17 protein-coding genes are annotated in these 22,501 nt (G+C 60.5%); 12 read left to right on the top strand and 5 right to left on the bottom strand.

From position 1 onward, the window contains the following. Positions 1-4 precede the first annotated feature (4 nt). Complete coding sequence (locus tag C4N04_RS27170; RefSeq protein ID WP_077988872.1) at positions 5-934, top strand: LysR family transcriptional regulator; 930 nt, start codon at positions 5-7, stop codon at positions 932-934. On the opposite strand, the gene C4N04_RS27165 is transcribed toward C4N04_RS27170, so the two are convergent. The 4 genes from C4N04_RS27165 to C4N04_RS27145 form a co-directional block, all read right to left on the bottom strand. Beyond that, positions 928-2,352, bottom strand: coding sequence for an aldehyde dehydrogenase family protein (locus C4N04_RS27165; protein WP_077988873.1), 1,425 nt, complete (start codon positions 2,350-2,352; stop codon positions 928-930). The genes C4N04_RS27170 and C4N04_RS27165 overlap by 7 nt on opposite strands. Before the next feature lie 974 nt (positions 2,353-3,326). Next, the gene (locus C4N04_RS27155; protein ID WP_106797493.1) at positions 3,327-5,762 is read right to left on the bottom strand and encodes an ImcF-related family protein; all 2,436 of its coding nucleotides are present in this window, start codon (positions 5,760-5,762) and stop codon (positions 3,327-3,329) included. A 32-nt stretch (positions 5,763-5,794) separates the two neighbouring features. After that, positions 5,795-6,694 carry a M15 family metallopeptidase gene (locus C4N04_RS27150; RefSeq protein ID WP_040112456.1) on the bottom strand — a complete coding sequence of 300 codons (900 nt, stop codon included), beginning with the start codon at positions 6,692-6,694 and terminating at the stop codon, positions 5,795-5,797. 5 nt (positions 6,695-6,699) lie between these two features. Beyond that, positions 6,700-7,470: a SpoIIE family protein phosphatase gene (locus C4N04_RS27145; protein WP_077988875.1), complete on the bottom strand. Its 771-nt coding sequence runs from the start codon at positions 7,468-7,470 to the stop codon at positions 6,700-6,702. A 120-nt stretch (positions 7,471-7,590) separates the two neighbouring features. Between C4N04_RS27145 and C4N04_RS27140 the strand changes: the two genes are divergently transcribed. After that, positions 7,591-8,331 (top strand): OmpA family protein, encoded by a 741-nt coding sequence (locus C4N04_RS27140; RefSeq protein WP_077988876.1) that lies wholly within the window; start codon positions 7,591-7,593, stop codon positions 8,329-8,331. A gap of 34 nt (positions 8,332-8,365) precedes the next feature. On the opposite strand, the gene tssH is transcribed toward C4N04_RS27140, so the two are convergent. Continuing rightward, entirely contained in the window at positions 8,366-11,098 is a 2,733-nt protein-coding gene (gene tssH, locus C4N04_RS27135) for a type VI secretion system ATPase TssH (protein WP_077988877.1), read from the bottom strand. 147 nt (positions 11,099-11,245) lie between these two features. Here tssH and C4N04_RS27130 point away from each other — a divergent pair, with 147 nt between their 5' ends. The 10 genes from C4N04_RS27130 to tssJ all read left to right on the top strand — a co-directional run bounded on the left by C4N04_RS27130 (position 11,246) and on the right by tssJ (position 22,497). Continuing rightward, positions 11,246-13,339 carry a serine/threonine-protein kinase gene (locus C4N04_RS27130; RefSeq protein WP_077988878.1) on the top strand — a complete coding sequence of 698 codons (2,094 nt, stop codon included), beginning with the start codon at positions 11,246-11,248 and terminating at the stop codon, positions 13,337-13,339. Between the two features lie 92 nt (positions 13,340-13,431). Beyond that, complete coding sequence (gene tssA / locus C4N04_RS27125) at positions 13,432-14,598, top strand: type VI secretion system protein TssA (protein ID WP_106797492.1); 1,167 nt, start codon at positions 13,432-13,434, stop codon at positions 14,596-14,598. After that, positions 14,595-15,131 carry a type VI secretion system contractile sheath small subunit gene (gene tssB / locus C4N04_RS27120; RefSeq protein ID WP_009990230.1) on the top strand — a complete coding sequence of 179 codons (537 nt, stop codon included), beginning with the start codon at positions 14,595-14,597 and terminating at the stop codon, positions 15,129-15,131. Before tssA ends, tssB begins: the two co-directional genes overlap by 4 nt. Before the next feature lie 3 nt (positions 15,132-15,134). Continuing rightward, positions 15,135-16,643 (top strand): type VI secretion system contractile sheath large subunit, encoded by a 1,509-nt coding sequence (tssC, locus tag C4N04_RS27115; protein WP_040112462.1) that lies wholly within the window; start codon positions 15,135-15,137, stop codon positions 16,641-16,643. Positions 16,644-16,663: 20 nt separating this feature from the next. Beyond that, positions 16,664-17,113, top strand: a complete 450-nt coding sequence (tssD, locus tag C4N04_RS27110; protein ID WP_106797491.1) for a type VI secretion system tube protein TssD — start codon at positions 16,664-16,666, stop codon at positions 17,111-17,113. Then, complete coding sequence (gene tssE / locus C4N04_RS27105; protein ID WP_106797490.1) at positions 17,100-17,861, top strand: type VI secretion system baseplate subunit TssE; 762 nt, start codon at positions 17,100-17,102, stop codon at positions 17,859-17,861. The genes tssD and tssE overlap by 14 nt, the downstream gene beginning before the upstream one ends. A 1-nt stretch (position 17,862) precedes the next feature. Further along, on the top strand, positions 17,863-19,737 hold the full coding sequence (gene tssF, locus C4N04_RS27100; protein ID WP_106797489.1) for a type VI secretion system baseplate subunit TssF: 1,875 nt from the start codon (positions 17,863-17,865) through the stop codon (positions 19,735-19,737). After that, positions 19,701-20,771 (top strand): type VI secretion system baseplate subunit TssG, encoded by a 1,071-nt coding sequence (tssG, locus tag C4N04_RS27095; protein ID WP_106797488.1) that lies wholly within the window; start codon positions 19,701-19,703, stop codon positions 20,769-20,771. Before tssF ends, tssG begins: the two co-directional genes overlap by 37 nt. After that, positions 20,762-22,036: a type VI secretion system-associated FHA domain protein TagH gene (gene tagH / locus C4N04_RS27090; RefSeq protein WP_106797487.1), complete on the top strand. Its 1,275-nt coding sequence runs from the start codon at positions 20,762-20,764 to the stop codon at positions 22,034-22,036. The genes tssG and tagH overlap by 10 nt, the downstream gene beginning before the upstream one ends. Then, positions 22,036-22,497, top strand: a complete 462-nt coding sequence (gene tssJ, locus C4N04_RS27085; protein WP_096771212.1) for a type VI secretion system lipoprotein TssJ — start codon at positions 22,036-22,038, stop codon at positions 22,495-22,497. Before tagH ends, tssJ begins: the two co-directional genes overlap by 1 nt. The last annotated feature ends 4 nt before the right edge of the window (positions 22,498-22,501 follow it).

The raw sequence follows: 22,501 nt of genomic DNA, 5'->3' as shown, positions 1-22,501 counted from the left end.
ATTAATGCTCACGTCCGACGATCTAGCTTTCTTTTCGGTTCTCACGGGCTCGAAATCTCTCGCGGAAAGCGCACGAAAGCTGGGCGTGACACCTCCGGCGGTGACCCAGCGCCTGCGCGCGCTTGAAGAGAAAGTCGGGGTAAGGCTGATCGACCGGTCCGGACGCCATCTTCGTCTGACCGAAGAGGGCTCACTGGTCGCTTCTCACAGCGTCATTGTCAGCGATGCCATAGATTCCCTTGCTGAAGCCTTGGCTGATCGGAAGGGTGCAGTTCGCGGGCACCTAAGGGTCGCCGCGCCTCACGGGTTTGGAAGGATCTACGTGGCCCCGGTCGTGGAAGCGTTTGCTCGAGAGCATCGCAGTGCCTCCGCTACCCTGCAATTGTCCGACCATCCCACAGCGCTGATCGTCGACAGTTATGAGGTGGTTGTTCACATCGGGGCATCCGCGCATCTGGACCAGGTGGTGACGACACTGGCGCCGAACCATCGAATTCTTTGCGCAAGTCCAGAATACCTCGCTTCGGCTGCGCCCATTTCTACGCCCGCCGATCTGGCGCGACATCGCTGTCTCGTCGTTCGCGAGAACGAGGAGGATGTAACGCTCTGGCGGTTCAAGGGATCGCGGCAGGAAAGTGCGACAGTGCGCGTTAATCCTGTCATGTCGAGCAACGATGGTGCCGTCATTCGGGATTGGGCGCTGGCTGGTCAGGGCATCTTGATGCGCTCCGAATGGGCCGTTGCAGAAGACCTCGCCAAGGGACGGCTGAGACAGGTGCTTCCCAACTGGAAGCTTCCGTCAGCCGATATCGTCGCCATCCTCGGATCGCGGCACGGCCGAAGTGCGCGGACGGCCGCTTTCCTGACGATGCTTCGTCAGTCGCTGAAACCACTGCCCTGGCGAGCCGACCCCGCCGAGCCGCCCAGTCAATAACCGAGGATGGACTTCGTCTCGAGATACTCTTCGAGCCCGTATACACCATACTCGCGGCCATTACCGGATCGCTTGTAGCCACCGAACGCGGCCGCTCCGTCCCATGCGGGATAGTTGATATGAACCTGGCCGGCACGAATGCGCAGCGCCACCCGCCGCGCCCGCTCCGGATCTGGAGACTGGACATGGGCGCCCAAACCATAGACGGTGTCGTTGGCAATGCTGATTGCCTCTTCCTCGTCCTTGTAGGGCATAATCGAAAGTACAGGACCGAATATCTCCTCACGAGCGATGCGCATGTCGGGTTTCACCTCCGAAAAAATCGTCGGCTTCGTGAAAAAGCCGCTGTCGAGGCCCGCCGGCCGCCCCAGACCACCGCACAGCAGTTTGGCGCCATCATCGATTCCCGCCTGAATCATGACCTGCACGCGGTCAAACTGAGCCCGATTGGCAATCGGGCCCATGTCGGTCGCCGGATCAAGCGGGGCGCCGACTCGGATGGCCCTCGCAGTGGCGCTTGCCAATTCCTCCACCTCCTCGAGCCGATGTGCGGGGACGAGCATGCGCGTCGGAGCACTGCACGACTGGCCCACATTGCGCATACCGGCAAGCACGCCCTTCGCAACCGCCTCGCTGAAGTCGGCATCGTCGAGCAAAATGTTCGGCGACTTCCCGCCAAGTTCCTGAACCACGCGCTTCACGGTCGGTGCGGCCGCCTGGGCGACGAGTACTCCTGCGCGGGTGGAACCGGTGATCGAGATCATGTCAACGTCAGGATGGCTGGCGAGTGCTGCTCCGACGCTCTCGCCAGTGCCGTTGACAAGATTGAACACGCCTGGCGGAACGCCGGCATCGTGCATCAACTGGGCGAAGAGCAGAGCGCTAAAAGGTGACAGTTCACTAGGCTTGAGCACGACGGTGCAGCCTGCCGCGATCGCCGGAGCGACTTTGGCGGTGATCTGGTAAAGCGGCCAGTTCCAGGGTGTGATCAGCGCGCACACCCCGATCGCTTCCTTGGCGGTCGCGGTGCGCCCGTCAACGGTCACGAACCGATACTTATCGAGTATCTCCATCTGGACACGGATGTGCTCGGCAGCAAATGGCACTTGGGACGCTTGCGCGAAGCTGATCGCTGCTCCCATTTCCATGACGAGCGCTTCTGCGAACGTCTTCGCTCTTTCCATGAGGAGCGAATGCATCCTGCCAAGCAGGGCGAGCCTTTCCGGCACAGATGATTGAGAAAAGGCGGGGAAGGCCCTGCGCGCCGCGGCAACCGCTAAATCGACATGATGAGCATCGCCCGCGGCAATCTGCCCGACGACTTGTTCCGAGGCGGGATCCACGACCGGTAAACGAGCTAAATAGGCGAATTCCTGCCATTCCCCTCCAATATAAAACTGGTTTTTCTCACTGGTCACCGTAGGTTCACCTCGTGTCACAAAAAAGCGGCCGTTCGAACTCTGCGAGAAAAATGCCTGAAACCACTAAGATGACAATTCATGTTGCCTAAAGGGCCGCTTAAGACAGGTGTTAACAATTTCGCATGTTGCACCGGCTACATCTCGCATATTTCTACTTCGAAACCACAATGGCTGGACAGCGAACTTTCACTCAATCCACCCCTGCACAATGGGTTTGGCGGACACAGCTAGCAATGCTGTTTCTTTCCCTCAGTCACATGCTGAAGAGCAAGACAGGCTGCATCAATTCCGTGTCGCGGAGCGCTAGCTCAGTCAGATAGGCCGCACCGCCGCTTCCAGTACCATAAAGGCAACGAGCAGAATGAGGGCATCGATGCCGAGGCCCCTACCGCCCAGTACAAGAGGCGGCTGTGTTCTTGCTGTGTGCCAGGGCGCATACGCCAGTATGCACGTGGGCCTCGGCGATTTCGCTTTAATACGATCACCGAACAAAATAATATTGCTTATTGATCGGCAACTTCAGCAGCCCACCACTCCCTGGGGTGCTTAAAGTAACAAGTGTGGGACGGAGACCTGAAGCCAAGTGCAAAGCGCCGTTCACGTGCCTTTCCCCTCCCAGGGTATATTGGCTGCCGTTGAACAGGTCCGTCGGCAGCAGTTTTTTCTGCACGCAGGAGACACAGAAGATCATTGAGCGCTTCTGCCCTGGGCTCAGAGTCCCGCAGCCGCGTGATTGAGGAGCGGCAACTCGCCAGCGAAGAGCGATGATCGAGGCTGCGGAAATCCGTCATCCTGGCTAATTGAGAGGCAGGGCAAGACCTTGGCTGATCAGGGTGCTCCCGACATCCTTGCCGTGACCCGCAGCGTTCCGCAGCGCCCATGGTTGCACTTGCTGGTACCTTGAGTGCCTGCCGGACAGGCATACGTGACTTTATGAGACGCGTGCGTCCGCCTTTGCATCCGTGGTGACGTCAGAGACTCGATGGACATGTCAGTTCCCGCATCAGAAGGCGCACGGACACAGGGTTGGCAGGCTCGGCGAACGACATCTGCAGGTAGGCGCGCGCGCCGGTTGCCCGCACGTCTATGAGAAAACGCCGGCCGCCGTCGCGTGGCCGCAAGCGTGATCCGTCCAGAAAGCGCAACAGGCCCCACGGCCCGGGCGCGCTCTTTTTCTCGACAGTTCTGACGCTATCGAAGGAGATTTCGAGGCCGCGTGATGGCAAGTCCCCCGGCCAGTTGAAGGTCACCGCCCCGCCTGACGTGGTAACCGGAGCGTGAGCGCCGCCGATCGAGATGGTAGCCGCACCGCGCTGCGCAAGTGCCTCCAGCGATACAGGGAGGCGCGGCGCGGTCCCCTGACGAAAGAGCGCGTCACCGATCGCGGAAGCTTTCTGAAAGAACGTTGCGCTTTCGGGCGCGTAGCCGGAAAGCCGTGCCTCCGGTTTCCAGCGCCACGGGGTCGTTGATGTGTCCATTGAAGGCGCCAGTTGCGTCCGGAAATAGGTCGCCACCAGACCATTCGGCGCGAAAATGCGCGCGACTTCGGCCATATCCGCGTCCGACCCGTCAAAGAACGGATAGCGGCCTGCCACAGCGGCCTGGCAGGCCATGGCAATCTCGCCCCAAGCCCCCGGCGGCCTTCCTGTCGGGACCAGATCCTCGGCCTTTTCTATCGCCTTTGGAGAGGCCGTTTGGGAGATCACGTCTTCGACCATTTGTACGACGAGCAGCGGGGCCTGCTGCAGGGCGACGATGGAGTTGGCGCGTTCCTGTGCATCCATCAGCGACCTTTTGCCGATTTCTGAATTTACGTCGAGAAGTGCAAGCGCGACATTCAGCGACACAAAAAGCCGCGATATTTCCGACATGCGACCCTGCTCCACGAATTGGATGGCAGGCCCGATTGTGGCGGCGATGCGAAGCTGGTTCGCATGGCTGCGGCTGCGGTCGGTGCCACCCGCCTGGCGCCATACCTCACGGATCAGGGCCGAGAGCGGCGAGTTGGTGGCGCTTAGCACACCGCTGACAATAACCGCGCTCGGTTGGTCGGTGAACGGCCGGACACGAAGATCGCCGAGGTAGTGAGACCACGTCTCCAGCGTTCGCTTCTGAAGAAGGTCCATAACTGCATCAGCACTCGCCATGTCGGCGGCTTGCAGGAGGTTGGTAGCTTCGGTTTTCGCCTTGCCGATCGCCTCTTCTGCAGCACCAGAGCGTGCATAAGCCCATCCTGCCTCAGTGTAGAGACCGGGCACGGCCTGCTCGATGGGCAGTCCGGACCTGCGGATCAATATCCTGTCGAGACCAGGTGCTGCCTGCCCGAGAGACCAGGCTGGAAGGCCCGCAGTTTTCTCGGCACGGGCGAGTTCGAGCATGGCTCGCTCGTTTGCAGAGCCCTCTGAAGCAAACTGTGTTGCTTGAGCAATTGCTTCGGGATCCGGCTGTTCAAGATCTGCTGGAGGTCCGGACATGGCGGCGACATGCACTGCCATGCCGGCAAGTTCGGGAAATGTCTGGGCTCGATCGTCCACCCAGCCGGCCAGGAACCGTGGTTGCCAGTCCGAGGTGCCCTTCAAGATAGACCAGGCGCGCAGGGAATCGTAAAGTGCGGTCGCCTCTCCTTCCGTGGCGAGAGCAACACCAAGGGCTGCAGCAAGCGGACCGCTGGCCAGGGCGTCGACGGCTTGGCCATAGCGCCGACGCGCGGCCTCTGCCGGATCGAACATACCTAAATGATGAATGAGACCAAGGGGTGAACGCTGCGCATCCTGCTCGACAAGTCGAACTCCCGCAAGGAATGCATCGAGTTGGGCTGCGCGCGCTGCCGGTGTTGCCACGCGTCCGGCTTCTACGACACGTGCGACATCGGGCAGTTGCGACAAAAGCCGCTCACGAAACCGCCATTCGGCCCATGCCGCCCAAACCAGCAGAATTGCCAGGAAAAGTCCGATCACAAGGGCAGCAAGACCGCGATCCGCGAGCGTTTTATGCTGTGTGCCCGATAGAAGGGCCGCCTGGACAGCGTCGTTACAGTGACCGAGGAAGCGGGCGAGATCCCGGCTCGCGGGCCCTGCCTTCGCTGCCGCCCTCGCCCGTTCGGCCAGCCTGCTGGCCGTCATAACGCCCCCAATTGGAAGAGCAGCGGCAAGCGCGCGCTCCCATTTTCGGATTGACAATGCGGGATTGTTACGCGCTCGCGCATCAACCAAAGCAACAAGGGCATCGCGAGCATCCAGGAGCCAGTCCTGCGGGACCTTCCTGCGTCGTGCTTCCGTCTCGAAAGCGGCGACGAGGGTCCGTGCCATTGCCGCAAGCTCGCGCGGCTCTGGCTTCTTTTCGCTCTCGGCACGTCTTGCAAGATCCAGCAGCGGCTGTGCCAGTGCGGCAAGCACATCTGCCTGCATAGGGGCTGGACCCGGCGGTTCGAGATCCCCCTTCACAGCTTGCCCTCAGCCGCCCATTTTCGCAGCAGCGCCTCGCCGACCTCGAAATGCATGGAATCTTCGCGGCTATAGCCCGCACCCCAATACCAGCCAGCCTCATTGAAGAACTCCGCGAGCACCACGAGCCCGAATTGCGTGCTGTTATCGCCCATGTTGTCGAGGTTTTTCTTGAGCGTCAGGTCGACGGCCGCCCCCCACGCATGTGAGGACACCGACTTCGAAGACCCCCGTACATACCTTGCACAGAGCGCGCCCGCGGTTCCGATGGCGGAATAGATGTCTGGCTCTTCTTTTTTTAGGCGCGCCATGATCTGCTGAAGCGAATCGAGCGCCGGTCTGATCATGGTCAGACGAATACCGCCGATGTCGCGGGTTTCTAGTACATGCAGCAATTTCGGATTGGTGACCGGTGCACAGGTGGTTGAATAGGTGCTTCTCGGCTCGCCCAATATCTGTCGCAACACGGCCGGGGTCGGGCGTATGACATTCTCGTTGAAACGCTTCTTTGCCAGTTGCATCGGTTCAGTCAGATTTCCTTCCTCTTCACGCGGTGCCATACCGCCGAACTGGTCCGTGAAGAGGGGTGAAGGTGCAGTCTCTTGGACGGCTTGCGGATTAATGACGGGGGCTGTCTGAGCAGGGCTGGGAGGTGGAGCTTTTTCCAACTCCATCACCCTGCCGCCGACGTCCGACATCTGTCCTTTGAGGGTGTTCAACTCAGAGCGCAGCCCCCGAATTTGGCTGTCCTGCTCGGCAAGTTGCTGTGTGAGCCGATCTATTTTGCCCGCATTCGGATCATGCTCCGTATCTTGCAAGAGGTTTCCGACAAACGCAAAGATGACGGCTGCGAGAATGATGCTCATACCGATGACGATGGCCGCGATGGCACTCATTTGCCTCAAGATACCGCAGCTCCATCAATCTGGACGACAATCACTGAGACGTTGTCGGGGGCACCGTTATCGAGAGCAGCGCCGATCAATCGCTGACAGGCGACTGCCGGCGTGGAAACGGCATCCATAAGGGCAGCGATCTCGGCGTCCGCCACACAGTCGGTTAGCCCGTCAGAGCAAAGAATGAAGACATCACCCGGGCAAAACGACACTTCCGTGGTTTCGACGACAAGATGATCGGACGCTCCAATCGCGCGTGTTACAACATGCGCTTGCGGGTGCTGCCAGGCCGCCGCGGGAGAAAGGCGCCCATCGTCGAGAAGCTCCTGCACGACCGAATGGTCGCGCGTCAGCTGCTGTAATTCACGATCGCGCCAGCGGTAGGCCCGGCTATCGCCAGCCCATGCAAGCGAAATAGTGCCTCCGTGCAGAAGCGCAGCCACCACGGTTGCACCCATCTGCGCCACGTCGGCCGAGGTTGCCCATCGCCGAATGGCGGAATTGGCTGCTTCGAGCGCGCCCACCAGATCGGCGCTCGAAATTGGATCATGGGGAAGCAGGGCTAGATGCTCGATCACCAGGCCTGCCGCGACGTCGCCGTGGCCATAACCGCCCATTCCGTCGGCAACCGCCCAAAGCGCGCCTGTGGGATCTATGAGTATTGCGTCCTCGTTGCGGTTGCGAACATGACCGGTGTGGCTGAGCCCGGCCCCATTCGGCCTGCGCGGCCAGCTCGGGACCCGCGTCGAGGGACTATCGGGATACTCCGGGGTCATGACCGGAAGAACCTCATCATTCGCTCCGCCCTGAGGGCCGCCACGGAAGCGGTTGCACCCACGGTCATCCTATAGTAATTTTTTGGCCAGGCGAAACATTTTTGCCGAGAGGAACCTAAAATGAAGCGCCTGCTGACTTTGAAGCTGCTGGTGTCTCTCGCTTTATTCTTCACGTTACAAAGTGAATTGCGTGCACAGGAACTAAACGAGACGGCGCTCAAGGAACGTTTCCAGAGGCAAATGGAATTGTTCAAGGCGGCCAAGCTCGGGCCGTCCCGCGGCCTCGTGCTGACCAATTCCGGGCCTGCGCCCGAGGCAACGCCAGTGCCGATCGCTACGCCCGAGACCCCGCCGGCCAAGATCGGCTCTACTCAAGCGAGTAGCAACCCGGGCGCTTCGGCAAATGTGGCTAAGCAGGCAACAGTCGAGGCCGGCCCGACTCCCGGACAGGGGCCGGTGGAGACTTCACCAACAACTGCAGCAGCGACGATAACAACACCGCAGACATACTGGAAGCTGCCTGACGATGATCAGGTTAACTACCGCGTGCAGTTTGCCTTCGATTCCTCTGCCATCGCACCCAAGGAGAAGCCGATGCTGCAGAAGCTCTGCAGTGTGGTGAAAGAAATGGATATCAAGCTCATTCGCATTGTCGGTCATACCGATGCCTCCGGCGGAGCGAGGTACAACCAAAATCTCTCGACGCTGCGTGCAAGGGAGGTGGCCCGCTTCTTCACAGAGGATTGCCAAATTCCTCGTGAACGGCTCGAGGCTGTTGGCGTTGGCGAGCAGTTTCTGCTCGATCCACAAAAACCGAGAGCTGACGAGAACCGACGCGTCGAATTCCAGGCAGTCAGCTAAACGCGTATAACAGCTGCAAAATGCGATCTAATCGCTATTCGAAGGCGTAGGTGAAGCCGTCCGCAGACGCTCCGACCGTCGCCTTCGTCAAGCGTTTGCCGTCCAGCGCCCAGTTCAATATGCCGGTGCTGAGGGCCGGCAGAAGCGTGTTGGTCAAGATCGCATCGATCATGCGACCGCCCGACTCCACTTCGGTGCAGCGCGCCTTGATCAAGTCGATAACGCCCTCACCTATGACCAGTTCGGCGTTATGGCTCGTACGCAGTCGCTCGGCGATCTTCGCAAAATTTGCCTGCGCGATTGCTTCGATCATCGAATCCGAGAGGGGATAATAGGGCACGACGATGACGCGCCCGAGGAAGGCGGCCGGGAACACCTGCAGCAACGGTGTCCGCAACGCGGCTTCGAGTTCTTCGGGCGGCGTGCGGGAGAGCCCGTTGCCGGTCAGCCTCATGATGACATCCGAACCGACGTTGGAGGTCAGCAATATGAGTGTATTTCTAAAATCAATCCGTCGACCCTCGCTGTCGTCCATCATCCCTTTGTCGAAGACCTGAAAGAAAATCTCATGGACATCGGGATGCGCTTTTTCGACCTCGTCGAGCAAAATAACGGAATAGGGCCTGCGTCGAACGGCCTCGGTCAGAATACCTCCCTTGCCGTAGCCGACATAGCCGGGGGGTGCTCCCTTCAGCGTAGAAACCGTATGGGCCTCCTGAAATTCCGACATGTTGATGGAGATCAGGTTCTGTTCGCCGCCGTACAATGCCTCGGCAAGGGCGAGCGCCGTTTCCGTCTTACCGACACCGGACGGTCCACAGAGCAGGAAGACGCCGACCGGCTTTTCGGGCGACCCAAGTCCTGCGCGGCTGGTCCGTACCCGACGTGCGATCGCTTCCATGGCAAGGTCCTGACCGACAACGCGTTCGCCCAGAATTCCGGCGAGCTTGAGCGCCCTTTCAGTCTGACCGGCGAGCATTCGCCCGACGGGAATACCTGTCCAGTCCTGGACCACCGAGGCGACCGCGTTGCGGTCTACCGACAGCAACATCAATGGCGTTTCGCCCTGCATCTCGGCAAGTTCGTAGGTAAGTGCCCTTAGGCGCGAAAGATCAGCATTTCCGTCGGGAGCTTCTTCTTCGTCTTCGCTGGGCGCTGAGAGATTTCGGTCGGGGGCCGTGGCAACGGTCGCGGTATCGCCCTGTTGCGACAACGCCGCATCCAGGCCAACTCCCTCGCTGCGCAGCCTGGCCCGCAGGTCGAGAATGTCAGACACCATCGACCGTTCCTCTTCCCAGCGAGCTCGCGCCCCGGCAAGGGCCTTCTCCGCCGCGCCAAGGGCGTTGTCGACCTTAGCTTGACGGTCTGCAACCTCAATGCCGATGGACTTTTCGCGGCCGATGATCCCCTGCTCGATCTCGAGAGACTGTTTGCGCCGCAGTAGATCTTCAACCTCGGCCGGCGTTGCGTGCTGTGATACCGCCACGCGGGCGCAAGCTGTATCGAGCAAGCTGACTGCCTTGTCGGGCAACTGGCGGGCGGGAATGTAACGATGTGAAAGGCCGACCGCCGTTTCGATCGCCTCGTCGAGGATCTGCACCTGATGGTGTTTCTCGAGGATTCCCGCCACGCCGCGAAGCATCAGAATGGCGTCTTCTTCGCTGGGTTCCTCAATCTTGACGACCTGGAAGCGCCGGGTCAGCGCCGGGTCTTTCTCGATATGCTGTTTGTACTCCGCCCATGTCGTTGCCGCGATCGTGCGTAGCTCGCCGCGCGCCAATGCTGGCTTCAAAAGATTTGCGGCGTCCCCCGTTCCCGCAGCCCCGCCCGCTCCGATCAGTGTATGTGCTTCGTCGATGAAGAGGATGATCGGCGTTTCCGATGCCTGAACCTCGTCGATGACCGTCTTGAGGCGTTTTTCAAACTCACCTTTGACGCTCGCTCCGGCCTGCATCAAGCCAACATCCAGCATGTGGAGCGCGACCCCTTTGAGTGGCGGCGGCACGTCTTCTACCGCGAGGCGAAGCGCGAAGCCTTCAACGACTGCCGTCTTGCCGACCCCGGCCTCGCCCGTCAGGATCGGGTTGTTCTGCCGTCGGCGCATGAGAATATCGACGATCTGGCGAATTTCCGGGTCGCGACCCACAACCGGATCGATCTTCCCTTCTCGAGCACGCCTGGTCAGATCAGTCGCATATTTCGCCAACGCGGAATCGCCGGCAGCCGGTCGTTCCTTGCGCACCGGTTGCCCAGCGTCGCGTCCGCCGCGATTTTCAAGCGATTGAGAGAGTACGTCGTCCAGGCGAGCAAGGACGGAATCAGCTTCGATCCGGTCGAACTCACCGCTGATCTTCAACAGCAAGCCATCAAGCACCGGCACCTTTCTACAGGCGAGAAGGACGTAAGCGCCGCGCACCTCTTCCGAGCCGAATTGAAGGCTTGCGAGACTCCAGGCTTCCTGGACAGCGTGAAATATGTGATCTGAAAACTCTTCTATGGACGTCGCGCCATAGGGCAGTTTGTCGATCGACCGTGCCATGTCGGCCGCGAGGCGGCCGAGGTCCACGCCAGCATCGGCGAGGATCAGCTGGAAATCCGCGCGGTCGACGAGCGCCAGTTGCTCGATCCAATGGACGAGTTCGACATAGGGATTGCCCCGAAGCTTGGCGGCGTCGGCTGCCGCCTTGAATGCACGCAGGCATATAGGGTCGAGCTTGCCGATCAGTTCTTTACGTTTGAAGCTGTGAGAAGACATGTTCTGTTGCATGCCGGTCGGGCTCCTGCCCACGTGCTCTCGAATGAACGAGCCTAGTCTTCAAATCTCAATGGCAAACTGCCACATTATAGTGTTCTTGACAAATATTCGAACCGCATGTCTTTGATGAATAGTGACGGCGTGGTTTGGAGTTACCAGATGATCGACCCATTGCCCGGTGACATCTTCCGCAAGAACCAGGTACTCAACAATACCTACGAGATCGAGGGTGTGCTTGGCCGCGGCGGAACGGGCGAAGTCTACCGCGCCAGCAACAAGATCACCGGCCGGGTCGTGGCGCTTAAGGCACTCAAGCGGGAGCTGTCCGCCGATGCCGGCTATCTGGAATTGATGAAGCGGGAAGAGGAGATGCGCGGCATCTCGCATGACGCGGTCGTGCGTTATACCGACTGCAGCCAGACAGCCGAGGGTTACGTCTATCTGGTCATGGATTACGTCGCAGGTACGCCACTCAACGATTATCTCGAGCGGGGCGGGATTTCTTCAAGAGACCTGCTGGTCGTGGCCCAAAGAGTGGCCGAGGGATTGGTAGCGACGCACGAACGCAAAATCGTCCATCGCGATCTGTCGCCCGACAACATCATCTTGCGCAGCGGCCGGCCGGAGGAGGCCGTCATCATCGACTTCGGCATTGCCAAGGACAGCAAGACGGGCGCACGCACAATCGTCGGCAAAGAGTTTGCCGGCAAGTACGAATATGCAGCGCCCGAACAATTGCACGGGCAGGCCGAGCCTCGATCCGACCTTTATGCCCTGGGCGCATCCTTGCTCGCTACTTTTCGGGGAAAAGTTCCCGATGTGGGAACAAGTCCCGGTGAGGTTATCCGCTACAAGGAACGCCGGCTGGACACAGCGGGCGTTCCGGAGCCGCTCAAGGCCTTGATCGACGATCTCACCCAACCTGATCCTTCGCGACGCCCGCCGACGGCTGCCGCCGTCGTCAAGCAGGTGGCGGAGCTGTTGCGGACCGATCGCGGCGGCCGGCAAGAAGGCGGGCGTGGCGACAGGTTCGGCTGGCGGTCCTGGCCGGCGATCGTCGTCGTTGCTGCGGTAGCGGCAATCGCGGGGCTTTGGTTTGCCGGCTTTGGTGACAGCCTGTTTGTGAAAACCCTGCCGGTCGAGGCGCCGTATAAACTCAGCGCCGGGCTCGACGGACAGCATCAGGCGACCTTGTCCGGATTTGCTCCCGATGCCGACCAGCAACAGGCGATATTGGCGGCTTTTACGCGCGCAGCCGGGCTGCCGGCACCCAAGGATGCGCTTGCACTTGCGAAGGGGGAACCTTCCGAGCGCTGGGCACAGGACATCGACAGCTTTTTTGCCGCCGCCGACGGGCTGGACGAGTGGAGGCTTGATGTCACGGACCGCACCGTTCGCCTCACCGGCCTTGCTCCCGACACGTCAGCGCGTGATACTGTCGTCAGCCGGTTCAACGAGGCGAGCAGGGCCGCCGGCTACCAGCCTGTCGTGCGGATCGCCGCAGGACCGAGAAGCCTGACGCCTGACCAGTTGAAATCGGCCATCGCACCATTGGAGACTTGTGGCCCGCTTGTCGTCCAGGCGCCGGAGGGGGCGAACTTCCCTCTTGGGTCGACGGTCGCCATTCGGGGAAACGTCGCCGCGAGCGGCGATATCGAAGCGCTCCGGCAAGCGCTCGCACCGCGTCTGGGTGATCGCGATCTGCGATTTGATACGACAGTGCTCAATAATCAGTTGTGCGTCGTCCAGTCATTGTTGCCCGACGTGCCGCAAGGGCCCATGGCGATCGTGCTCGGTTATGGGGACAAATCCGAACCGAACATGTCTGGCGTCTACTCGGTCGGCGACAATCCGGTCATCGATGTGCTGGCTCCAGCAACGATCAAGGACGGCTACCTCTGGGTGGCGATCGCCGACGTCACCGGCAATCTGTTCAACGTCCTTCCCAATATCAAGCGCCCTGACAACGCTCTTGCCGGTCTCGGGACGGTGTCCGATGGCATGCGTACCATCCGTGTCGCCTACTCCACCGCAGATGGAGCGACCGATCCCGCAAAGCTTTCCTTCGCGGTCGACAACACGTTCGGCAGAAGTCTGATAATCGCGATGCAGACCGACCGTCCTCTGTTTGCGCAACTTCGCCCGACAACTGAATCCACCAAGTCCTTTGCCGAGGATTTACATGCAGTTATTGCCAGCGGGAAGGTTTCGGTCCTGTCGACTACGACCCGATTGATCGACACTCGGAATTAGTTCCCACTCGTCGATAAGTGGCATTAGTACAGAGCAAAAATATATGCTAAAACAGGATCTGGAGAAGAATATTCGGTAAAGCGGGGGATCTGTTGTTCGACTCTGCGCTCTGGTTGAATCCGATAAACGGTGACAACCCGTCCGGCGAAAGCCTACGGAACGACGGACGATTCCACGAGCTCGAACGTCTCGTGCAGCCCCAGATCGAAATCAGCCGAGACGAGCGCAACAACCCCGTCGCACGAACGGAAGTGCCGGTCGACTGGTCGATCGTGCTACGCAAATCTGAGGAGCTGCGGGCGCACGGGCGCGACCTCAGGCTGCTTGTGATCGTAACGCGTGCCCTTGCAAATGAGCGAGGACTGGCAGGCCTCGCCGAGGGATTGAACCTGATCGGCCAAACCTTCGACATGCATTGGCAGACGATGCATCCGGAGCTTCGCGACGGCCTGCCTCCCCGCGAGGCCGCTATTCGCCGCATCAACGCACTCATCCAGCTTCAAAATGACAAGGATGGTCTGCTCGGCGATCTGCGCAAAATGACGTTCTTTACGCCTCGTGGCGCTGGTCCGGTGACGGGACGCGATCTGGAGCGGGGGTCGGTCGACAGCCGCACCGTTCTTAACGAAGCGGCGCCTGGTCTGAGTGCGGCCGAGAAGGCTTCGCTGGTCAGCGAACATGATCAATTGGTCAATCGCGTGCGGTTCGGTTGCGCGGCATTTGCCGAACAGGCCCCTGATGAAGCAGCGGCGCTGGCCGCCGATGCACGGGCTGCCGCTGCAGCTCTGGAGGCGGCCGAACAGTCGCTCAACCTGCAGATCGGCGGCGATTTGCGCGTTACCCTGCCAGATCTGAGCCGGTTTCTGCAACGCGTGGCGGCGACCCTGGAGCGTGCCAATCGTCACGCGCAACAGGAGAGCCCGAAGGAGGACACGGCCGGCGGCGAACCTGCGCCAGCTGCTGCCACCAGCGCTGCGCCAGACCGGGCCCCGAGCGGGCCGGCGACGGTCTTCCCCTCGCGTCTGAGCTCGAGAGACGAAGTCACGCGCTGCATCGACCTCATCATCGCCTTTTACGACCGTACGGAGCCATCAAGCCCCATTCCCCATCTGGCCCGCAGGATCAAGCGCATGGTGCCGATGGATTTTCTCGAGCTCATGGAGGACCTTGCGCCTTCCGGGCTGAAAGAATTCCGGCTTCTGGCCGGCGTTTCGGAAAGCAAGAAACCTGCCCCTGGGACAAAAGGTGACCAGCAATGAGCGAAACTAAGGCGAAGGTAATTGAACGCAACAGGGCGCCTCGCGTCCAGATCGCCTATGAAGTGGAAACATATGGCAGCCCGACCACGATCGAATTGCCGTTCGTGATGGGGGTGATGGCAGATCTTGCCGGCGCGTCCGAAACGCCTGAGGCTCTCAAATCCGTGCGGGACCGGACCTTTGTCGAAACCGACGCTAACCGGTTCGGTCGCTTCATGGAGGCGCTGAGCCCGCGGGTCAAGGCACGGGTCAAGAACACGCTTCCCCAACCGCCAGGCGAAGAGCGGGACGAGGAACTTGCCGTCGACCTGACCTTTACCAGCATGGGCGACTTCGCTCCGGACCGGATTGCCGAACAGGTTCCGCAGCTCGCCGAACTGTTGAAGATGCGCCGCCAGCTTGAGGAATTGCTGGGCTTCATGGATGGCCGCGTCGACGCCGAAAAGCGTATCGCCCAGCTTTTGAACAACGAGCCGCTTTTAGCAAAAATCGCCGACCAGGCGATTGATGATGGCAGCAAGTCGGAGGGCTAAACCATGGCCGAACAGGAAAGAACCGCCGCTGTCGACGTCAAGGAAGCCGAAGGCGTCGATCTTCAGGAATTCAGCGACCTTCTTGAAAAGGACTTCAAGGTCAAGAAGGATGACAGCGACAAGCTGCAAACCCTGGTGCAGAATCTCGCGCTTGCAGCGCGCGCCCGCTCGCAGTCGACGACAATTTCCTCGAATGCGATCAAGTCGATCAAATCCCTGATCTCCGGCATCGACAAGCTTCTGACCGAGCAGGTCAACGAGGTTCTCCATGCGCCCGAAGTGCTGCAGCTCGAGGGGACATGGCGCGGTTTGTGGTATCTCGTCAACAATACCGAGACGGATCAGAAGCTGAAGATCCGCGTCATGAATATCTCAAAGGAAGCCCTGGCCGACACGCTCGAAGACTACGAGGGCCAGATGTGGGACCAAAGTCCCATATTCAAGAAAGTCTATACGGACGAATATTCGATGCTTGGCGGCAGCCCGTACGGCTGCCTGATCGGTGCCTACGAGTTCTCCAACCACCCGAAGGACGTCGCTCTTCTTCGCAACATGTCCGGCATCTGCGCGTCGGCGCACACGCCCTTCATTGCAGCCGCCGCCCCGCGACTCTTCCGCATGGAAAGCTGGCAGGAACTGCCAAACCCCCAGGACCTGCAACAGATTGTCTCGTCGCCCGCCTACGCGTCCTGGCAGTCGCTGCGAGAGAGCGAGGATGCGCGCTACATCGGTCTGACGATGCCCCGGGTCCTTGCGCGCCTGCCCTACGGCGCGGAAACCATTCCGGTAAAGGGCTTCGCCTTCGAGGAGGAGGTCCAGGGCGATCATCATCGCTACGTGTGGATGAATGCCGCCTTCCCGATGGGGGTCAATATCAATCGAAGCCACAAGCTGTTTGGCTGGGGCACGCAAATTCGCGGCGTCGAGAACGGCGGAGCGGTCATTAATCTTCCAGTCCACAATTTCCCGACCGACGATGGTACCGTCGCGATGAAATGCCCGACGGAGGTCGCCATCGACGATCGCCGCGAGGCAGAGCTTGCCAAGCTTGGGCTCATGCCGATCTTGCATCGCAAGAACACAGATATCGCAGCCTTCATCGGTGCGCACTCGCTACAGGATGACGAGACGCGCGCCGGGCGCCTGGTCGATCCGGATGCACAGGCCAATGAGCGCCTGAGCGCAAATCTGCCGTATCTTTTCCCGGTTTCGCGTTTCGCCCATTACCTGAAGGCAATCGCCCGCGACAAGATCGGTTCGTTCAAGGAGCGGTCCGACATGCAGATCTGGCTGACGGAATGGATCAATCGCTACGTTCTTGCCAACCCTGCCTTTGCCGACGACAAGGCCCGCGCCAAACGGCCGCTGGCTGCGGCCGAGGTTCAGGTCGACAGCGTCGAAGGCCGCCCGGGATGGTATAATGCCCGGTTTTATCTGCGCCCCCATTATCAGTTGGAAGGCATCAATGCGTCACTGCGTCTCGTATCGGAGCTGCCGTCGACGAAGACCTGAATTCACAAGGGAGGTTATTCATGAAAATTGACGGTTTTCTCAAGGTGCCGGATATCACGGGACCGAGCGTTCGCGATGGCCACGAAGACGAGATCGAAATCCACGGCGTGGAGTTTGAGATGGTCGCCCCCTACGATCCCAATTCGCTCTCGCGACGGGGCCGCGTCAGTCTGGGCATGATCACTTTCATCAAGCACTATGACAAATCCTCGCCCTATCTGAAGAAGGCGCTGTTCGACAACACGCTTCTCGGCGAGGTCAAGTTCTCCGCGCGCAGAACGATCGAAGGCGAGACGAGCGATTATCTGGTCGTTACGCTTAAGGACGCTTCGGTCACCCAGTACAATATGAAGCCAAGTGAGGAGGAACCCGATCTCATCGAGGAGCGCGTCGGCTTCGCCTACAAGAACATCACCTTCAACTACGACGACAAGGACGAGGTCGAAATGGATGTCTATGTCGGCAAGTGACGGCTGGCGAAGAGAAGTTGGAAGGGAGTCGAGACCGCTTGGCGGGCACCAGCGCGCAACCCGCGAAACGATCCAGCCATCCTTGTGGGATCGCCTGGTCAATGACCTGCCGGGGCTCGGCTCCGAGATCAAAGATCTCCGGCAGATGTTGCAAAGCGAGATAGACGCAGAGCGGCTGGACGCGATGGCGGCCGGCGGCGTCGGGCAAATAGAGGCTGCACCGGATCTCAGTATCGAGCAGAAAAAGAACATCCATCGTCTGCTTTCCCTGGAACGTCGTCGCATGGAATTGGAAAGTCGCGGCGTGGTCGTTTCCAGCGATGTGCTTCGTGAGGCGGTGCGGCGCGACATCGAGGCACTTTTCAATGTGCAACGTTTCGAATCCTCGCCCCTTTTGACCGATGCCGAGGCAGAACTGGCTGGCGACAACCCTCCCTCGCTCGAGGATTTTCCGCTGGTGCGCCGCAGTGTGGTAAACTACGGGGTGCCGCCATTTTCGGGCCGCTCATCGCGTGACTTCGACCGTGAGGAACTCGCCAAGGAGATCGCACAAGTGCTTGCGGCCTTCGAGCCCCGGCTGAAGGAAGGCGCAACCAAGGTAACCGTCAGCCTTGGCGACAAGTCGATCGGCCTCAGGATCGATATCGACGCGCTGCTCCTGACGACGCCGGCGCCAGAACGGCTGCGTATCCGCACCATTCTCGATCTCGACAACGGCTCGGCGAGAACCGAGTTGAAGGACACCTGAAATGGATCGGGTCTTCCTTGAATATTATGAGGAGGAACTCACCCATATTCGCGCGCTTGCCGCCGAGTTTGCCCATATGCACCCCGCGATCGCGCGCAACCTTTCTCTGGACAGCATCCCGTGTCCCGACCCCTTTGTCGAACGGCTTCTTGACGGCGTCGCATTTCTGGCCGCCCGCACCCGCCAGAAGGTGGATGCCGAAAGCACGCGCTATGTCCGCAGCGTGCTTGAAAACTTCTATCCCGACCTCGTCTCGCCGACGCCGGCGACGGCCATGGTCGTGCTGAAGCCCGGCCAGCAAGTTCAAACCATGCTTGCCGGTCACCTTTTGAAGCGGGGAACACGGCTCGTTTCGAGCGTTAGACCTGGAATTTCGACAAGGTCCATCTTCACCACAGTCCAGGACGTGACGCTCTGGCCGCTTGCGATCAGCTCCGTGACCTACATACAGGACCGAAGCGCACTCGCGGCGGCGGGGATCGGCGCCATTGACGGGGTTGCCGGCGCCTCCGGATTGAGCATCACCATCAATCGAACCGGCAAGGGCAAGCTGGCAGACTTGTCGCTCGATCGTCTGGACTTTTATTTCAGTGAAAAGAGCAAGGCGCCGTTGCTCTTCGATACGCTATTTGGCGCCTGCGGTGGCGTGGGCGCGCGCCCGGAAGGGCGCGACAATCCCTTGAACCCGCTGCCCGCGCCCGAGATGGTCGGCATATCGGACGACGAGGCGCTCATGCCTCGCACCCGCCAAACTTTTGAGGGCTACCGGCTCCTGCGCGAATATTTTATCGCCCCGGAGCGCTTTCACTATGCGCGTGTGACGGGGATGCGGCCGGTCGTTCGCCGTTGCGGCGAGAGGCTGGAATTGGTCTTCCTGCTTCGCCGGCCAGTTCCGGAGCTTGCCGGCCTCACCGCGAAGGATCTGGAGCTTTTCGCAACGCCGATCATCAATCTGTTCGAGCGCTCTTGCAGCGTCATTGAGCTCGATGCGCGGCGGACCCGGCAGGTCCTCCACGCGGATCGGACTCGGCCGCGCGATTTCGAAATCTATCGCGCTGTGCGTGTGGAAGACGCCGATGCCGAAGGTTCTGATGCCGAGATACCAGCACTTTTCAGTCTCGGACAGAACCGCACCAACGGTTGGGTCTATTTTACAGAACGCCGCCCACGGCGTCCGAGCGAGGACGAGCTTCGTCAGGGACAAACCCGCACATCCTATGTCGGAGACGATATTTTCATCACGCTCTCACGCCCGGCGCAGTCGAAAGCGGGGCGAGTGCTCAAGCGGGTTGAAGTGACGGCCCTGTGCACCAACAGGGACCTGCCGATACTGGACGACACGCCCTCCCTTACGCTCGAAAGCGGCGATCCTGTCGAGACTGTGCAATTGCTTGGCGCGCTGCGCCAGCCCTGGCCTGCCATTCCGGCAACGCTTCCGGCCGGCGCCGTCGAAGCCTCAAGAGCCGATGAACTCGCATGGCGCTTTATCGCTCAGTTATCGCTGAACTTTCTCAGCCTGGCGGAGGACGGCCGCGGGGTCGACCCTCTTCACGCCCTGCTCGATCTTTATGCGCAGCGGGGGGATCCAAGCGTCTCGCGACATGTACGCGCCATTGCGCGAGTCGAGGCCCGACCTCTCATCGAGCGCCTGCCGATCGCTGGGCCGATGTGCTTTGCCCGCGGCAGCGACATCACGCTCCATGTCGACCAGTCGGTGCTTGCCGGGCATAGCAGTTTGTTACTTACGGCGCTGCTCTCGAGGCTTTTTGCCCGCTACGCGGCGATTAACGGATTCGTGCGGACAAGAGCGCGGATCCTGCAGAAACAGGAGGATGTGCTATGGCCGATAACGCCGGGCAACCGCTTCCTGATCTGAAGAATGACGCCGTCCGATCCGCCGAGCAGTTCGACTTTTTTGAGCTCCTGCGGCGGCTCGAAAATGCAGACAGTATCTTCGGGCAGGCAGGCCCGCCGCATCGGGAACCAGCCAGGCTCGGGCAGCACATACGGCTGGGTTTTGCCGTGCAGGACATCGCAAAGCTCGAGCCTTCCACCGAAACAGCGCCCGCCCGGGTAACGGTGGCCACGATCGGTTTGCTCGGCCCAGAAGGTCCGATGCCGCTTTATCTGACGCGCTGGGTGCTGGATCGCCTGTCGCAGCGCTGGTTTGCCGGTGCCGACATGCGCGAGGTCAGCGACACCACGTTCGTCGACTTCGTCAATGTGCTTCAACATCGCATGATCGCGCTTTTCTATCGGGCGTGGGCGGATGCGCACCCGGCCGTTCAGATCGAGCGCGCCGAGGGCGGTCGCATTCGGGCCATGGCCTCGGCCATGGCGGGGATCGGCCTGCGAGGCAGGACAGATCGTCAGCCGACCGCGATCGACATGACGAAGCTTGCTCACGCCGCAGCCCTTGCTCATCAGGTCGATGGGCCTGAAAGGCTCACGCAGTTTCTTGGCGATCATTTCAAGGTTCCCTTCAGGCTTCGGGAATTTGTCGGTGTCTGGATGGACATACCGCAAAGGATCCAGTCCCGCCTTGCCGGCGGCTACGCACAGCTCTGCAGAAGCGCCACGATCGGGCCGAGAACATTCCAGCGACAGCAGAGGATCGAACTCTCCGTCGGACCATTGACGCTTGGTGACTACGCAGCCTTTCTGCCCGGCAGCGAACGGCGTACAACTTTGCAAACGGCACTCCGCGATCTGGTGGGAAACGGGCTCGATGTGGATGTCAGGCTCGTGCTCAGACGAGACGAGGTTCCTGCAGCGCAGCTGGGAAAAGCGCGGCTCGGGCATATCGCCTGGCTTGCTCCGAAACCGGATCGAGGCGACGCAGCCGATTTGTGCATGCGCACCCTCGTTGGTTTTCGTCCTGAGATTGCGGAGGCCGCAGCATGGCCTTGATCCTTACCCTCGAACAGTCCCCCAGGCCCCAGGCCGTGCGCCAGATGCGTCTCGTCGAGGGCGAACTCGTCATCGGCCGCAGCGCAGACGCCGACTGGCGGCTCGACGATCCGGACATGTATGTTTCCCGTGCCCATTGCACCATTGCTTGCGTTCACGGTCGATACCAGGTGACGGATACGTCAAGCGGCGGTCTCTTTATAGACGGGTCGCGCGCACCACTTGGAGCGGGAAATTCTGCTCCGTTGTATGACGGCGCCCGACTGCAACTCGGCAATTATGTCGTCCGCGTCGAGCTGCAAAGCTTGCAGGCAGAGCGCCCGCATGACCAACCGACATCGCCACCGCCGATCAGTTTCGAACGGGATTCGTTCTTCTCCGAACGCAGCGAGCGGGTTGAATCCCCCCGGCGGCCCACCGGATTGCCTGACCCGTTCGAACACCCCGCTGCGGCGCCGTTTGCCGATCCCGACAGGCAGGAATCGCAAAAAAGCGCGCCCCTGTTCGACGATCCGTTCAGCCTCGATCCGCTGCCGGCCCAGCGGCAGGACAACCGTGCCTGGGATCTTTTTCTGCCGGGCACGGCTGCAGAGCAGCCGGCTCCGGAGCTCGCCACCCCACCAATCAGGCCGCAACCCAATCCGGAACCACAGGCGGAGCCGAGGCAACAGAAGTCAGTGCCTAGCGAGACCGACCTTCGCGACGCCTTTCTGCGCGGATTGGGCTTCAGTGGCGAAGAATTTCCGTCTGCCGATCCCGTCGTCCAAATGGAGAATTTCGGTCGGGAATACCGGACGATGCTGGAAGGGTTAATCCATCTTCTGCGCAAGCGCGCCGAAGAAAAGGGCGAGGCCCGGATCGCACAGACTGTTGTCGGGGCCTCCGAGGTCAACCCTCTCAAATTCATGCCAACGGTCGACGATGTGATCGCGACGTTCCTCACGCAACGCAATGCCGGCTTCCTGCCGCCCGAAGCGGCGATCAACGGCTCCATCCGCGATCTCGCCCACCATCATGTGCGCACGTGGCGCGGCGTCCAAGCTGCCCTGGCAAGGATGGTGGAGCGCTTCGATCCGGCGGCGCTGGAAAGCGAATTGAAGTCTCAATCGGCCTGGGACGCACTGCTTGCGGGCGGGCGACGGGCAAAGCTCTGGGAACTTTACGAGAAACGCTATCGCGAAATAGCCAGGAGCGCATCAACGCGCTTCCTCGGCGAAATCGGCAGCGATTTCCGGGACGGCTATGAAGAGAGGGAGAAAGAATAATGCTTCACCGACGTGGTTTCTTGATGATGCTCGGCGCGACAGGCTTGATTTCCGGCTGCGTGAGCGGTCCGCCGAAATCCTCGACCGTGACCGTAAAGGCGACGGGACAGGCGGGGATGAATCTTGCCGCTGATGGCGGGGATCGCCCGGTGAGCGTGCTCGTTCTCAGGCTCAAGGACGTCGGAAAGTTCAATTCTGCCGATATTTTCGCCCTCCAGTCCGACCCTGCCTCCGCACTCGGGGCAGACCTCCTCGGCTCCGACCAGTTGACGGTATCTCCCGGCGGATCGGCCACCAAGACGGTGGCGTTCCCGCCGGAAGCCACGTTCCTCGGGGTGGTCGCCTTTTTCAGGACCCCCGGCGGTCGTGTCTGGCGGCAGGCCGTCCCGATCAGGCCGGAATCGACGGTGACGGCGAATGTAGCATTGAGTAGCGGCGGCATGGCGCTCGCGCTCGCCTGAAGGG

This window comes from Rhizobium sp. H4, from assembly GCF_003013335.1.
Classification (GTDB): Bacteria; Pseudomonadota; Alphaproteobacteria; order Rhizobiales; family Rhizobiaceae; genus Rhizobium; species Rhizobium sophoriradicis.
The sequence above is the reverse complement of the archived record's forward strand: the minus strand, read 5'-3'. Positions and strand labels throughout refer to the sequence as shown.